At 33.9% G+C, this 3,377-nt stretch carries 2 protein-coding genes and 1 pseudogene; 1 reads left to right on the top strand and 2 read right to left on the bottom strand.

Annotated elements, in window-relative coordinates; all coding sequences use genetic code 11:
- The first annotated feature begins 198 nt into the window (after positions 1-198).
- Positions 199-2,475 (top strand): helix-turn-helix domain-containing protein, encoded by a 2,277-nt coding sequence (locus B4I81_RS00520; protein ID WP_291106300.1) that lies wholly within the window; start codon positions 199-201, stop codon positions 2,473-2,475.
- Here B4I81_RS00520 and B4I81_RS00515 read toward each other — a convergent pair.
- Entirely contained in the window at positions 2,464-3,138 is a 675-nt protein-coding gene (locus tag B4I81_RS00515) for an ABC transporter ATP-binding protein (protein WP_166235468.1), read from the bottom strand. The two genes, B4I81_RS00520 and B4I81_RS00515, sit on opposite strands and share 12 nt — an antisense overlap.
- 3 nt (positions 3,139-3,141) lie before the next feature.
- A pseudogene (locus B4I81_RS00510) lies at positions 3,142-3,377 on the bottom strand (FtsX-like permease family protein); the annotation flags it as partial.

Raw genomic sequence — 3,377 nt, 5'->3', positions numbered from 1 at the left:
CAGTTCTTTACGCTAAAGAGGGTTATGATATCACAAAAGAAGTTTTAAAAGAGCTTAACGATACTTATAAAGCTACTAAGAAAGACGATAAAGTAGCCACTAAAGAAGATGAGAAAAAATAATTGAAAGTCCCGATTTATCGGGACTTTTTTATTTCTAATTCTTTCTATATATTTGTTTTTTAAAATTTTACGCCATATGGAACAAGTATCAGCCGCAGCTAGTTACACTCTCAGATTTATTAATCAAACCAATAAATCCATCTTCCTTACCGGAAAAGCAGGAACCGGAAAAACCACACTTTTAAAGGAAATTATTGCAACAACTCACAAAAATACAGTGGTTGTCGCGCCCACAGGAATTGCTGCATTGAACGCAAATGGAGTTACGATTCACTCGATGTTTCAATTGCCTTTTGCGGCTTTTATTCCTGATAATAAGCAACTTCCACATTTTTCAGATACCGTAAAATTCGAAAATCGCGATTCACTTGGACGTCATTTTAAGATGAATAACGTGAAACGTTCCGTTATTCGAAATATGGAATTGTTAGTGATTGATGAAGTATCTATGTTGCGTGCTGATGTGTTGGATGCGATGGATTTTATGATGCGAAAAGTTCGAAGAAACGAATGTCCTTTCGGAGGAGTCCAAGTATTATTTATAGGAGATTTACTACAATTACCGCCCGTGGTTAAAAATGAAGAATGGGAAATGCTCAAGAATTACTATCGAGGCATGTTCTTTTTTCATTCGCATGTAATTCAGCAATTTCCGCCTTTATACATTGAATTAGACAAAATTTTTCGTCAAACCGACGCCGAATTTATTAATGTTTTGAATAATTTACGACACAACAAAATCACTTCGGAAGATGTGCAATTGCTAAATCAATTTGTACAACCTGATTTTGATCTGAAGAAAAACAAAGGTTTTATCATTTTAACCACACATAATTCCAAAGCAGATACCATAAACGCTCAGTCTTTAAAAGATTTAGAAGGAAAACAATTCACCTATTCACCAGAAATTACCGGAGATTTTCCCGAAAAAATTTATCCATTAGAAGAACAATTGCAGTTGAAAGTCGGAGCGCAAGTCATGTTTATTAAAAACGATTTGAATTTCGAAAAGCAATTCTTCAACGGAAAAATGGGCGTTATCAGTTCGTTAACCGAAAAAGAAATTTTTGTTCATTTTCCCGAAGAAAATAAAACGATCGAAGTTGAACATTACGAATGGCAAAATATTCGCTATAAAGTCAACGAAAATACTAAAGAAATCGAAGAAGAAGTCATTGGAACATTTGTCCACTACCCTATCAAATTGGCTTGGGCGATTACGGTGCACAAAAGTCAAGGTTTAACTTTTGACAAAGCAGCGCTCGATGTATCACAAGTTTTTGCTCCCGGACAAGCATATGTGGCTTTATCGCGTTTGCGTTCGTTAAAAGGGCTTATTTTGCTTTCTCCGTTGCGAATGAATGGCATTTCGAGCGACGAACAAGTACTCAGTTATGCCGAAAACAAAGCTTCTGAAGAAATTTTACAACATTCCTTAGCTAAAGAAACCTTGTTTTATTGGTTAAATACTTTGCTTAATTCATTTGATTTCAAAGAATTAGGACAAGAATGGCGCAATCATTTGTTCAGTTATAATTCTGAAGCACCAAAATCACCAAAAACAAAGCATAATGACTGGGCAAAAACCCAACATGATAAAATAGCTGAAATTCTCGAACCATCAGGAAAATTCATGTCGCAATTACATAAAATTTTTTCCGATGAAAATTTGGATGTCAATTTCGTAAAAGAAAGATGTGATGCCGCTTATCAGTACTTTTTCAAAACTTTAGATACCGTTGCCGAAGAATTATTGTTGAAAATAGAAGAAGTCAAACGCATTAAAAAAGTAAAAGCGTTTTATGACGAATTATTGGTTTTAGAAGAACTTCAAATCAAAGCGATTTTGCAACTTAAAAAAGCAAAATTACTCACCAATATCATTGTCGAAGGAAAAGAAATTTCAAAGCAAAATTTAATTTCGGAAGACATGAGTACATACAAAATCAATAAGTTAGTAGTTGTGGCAGAACGTTTTAGAACTTCGAACGCTGCTTTAGTAGAAGGCGATGAAGACGTTTCGTATTACACCGATTCGAAAAAGAAAAAAACAAAAGAACCAAAGAAATCTACTTACGAGGATACCTTGGAATTGTGGAAACAAAATTTATCGATTTATGAAATTGCAAAACACCGAAAGTTAACACCACAAACGATTTACAACCATTTTGCCAAGCTAATTCAAATGGAAATCGTGCTACTTTCCGATATTTTACCGGAAGATAAAATTTCAGATTTAAGAGCTGCTTTCAAAGATTTTAAAGGCGAAAGCTTAGGCGAATTAAAAGAAATCCACGGCGATCAATTCTCTTGGGATGAGTTGCGATTGTATAAAGCGAGTTTAAACAATTAAACCATCTTTCATTTCTATAATTCGGTCGCTTTTTTTTGCAAAATCATCATCGTGTGTTACAGCAATGATGGTTTGGCCATAGTTTTGAGTTAATTCCTGAAAAATATCAAAAACAATGTTGGTGTTTTTACTGTCTAAATTTCCAGTAGGTTCGTCACCCATGATTAATAATGGGTCGTTTATCAATGCACGTGCAATTGCTACACGCTGTTGTTGCCCGCCCGAAAGTTTGTTGGCAGGTTTTAAAGCTTGATCTTCTAAGCCAAGAATTTTGAGTTTTTCGTATGCTTTTTCTTCGATTTCTTTTTCGGAAAGTTTCCCAAGTTTTATCGCTGGAATCATAACGTTTTTTAAGCACGTAAATTCTGAAAGTAAGTAATGAAATTGAAAAACAAACCCAATTTTTTCATTTCGAATTGCCGCTAATTTATCAGTAGATAAACCCGTCATTAATTCGTTATCAATGAATAAATTTCCTTTGTATTCTGTATCCATTGTTGATAAAACATACAATAACGTAGATTTTCCACTGCCCGATTTTCCAACCATTGAAAGAAATTCACCCTTTTGAACTTCAAATGAAATATTTTTCAAGACTTGAAATTCAATTGGGTCATAGAAATATTTATCTATATTTTCGGTTTTTAGAATAGTTTGTCGCATAATTTATTTTCTAAAAATGGTAACAGGATCAACTTGTGCGGCTTTTTTAGCCGGAATATAACCTGCGAAAAAAGTAATTACTAAACCAATAACAACTCCTTGCAAATATTTTGAAGGCTCATAATCAATAGGAAAATAACCAATATCACCACCAACATATACTTTTTTCAAGAAAGTTATTAAAACAGTTGCCATAATCATTCCGCCGATAACGCCCATGATTCCTATTGTTACCGCTT

The sequence above is a fragment of the Flavobacterium sp. UBA6195 genome, assembly GCF_002422095.1.
Lineage (GTDB): Bacteria > Bacteroidota > Bacteroidia > Flavobacteriales > Flavobacteriaceae > Flavobacterium.
The sequence above is the reverse complement of the archived record's forward strand: the minus strand, read 5'-3'. Positions and strand labels throughout refer to the sequence as shown.

Excerpts from the sequence above, each read along its gene's own strand:
- B4I81_RS00520 (WP_291106300.1), top strand. The coding sequence starts at position 199 with ATGGAACAAGTATCAGCCGCAGCTAGTTACACTCTCAGATTTATTAAT.
- B4I81_RS00515 (WP_166235468.1), bottom strand. The coding sequence starts at position 3,138 with ATGCGACAAACTATTCTAAAAACCGAAAATATAGATAAATATTTCTAT.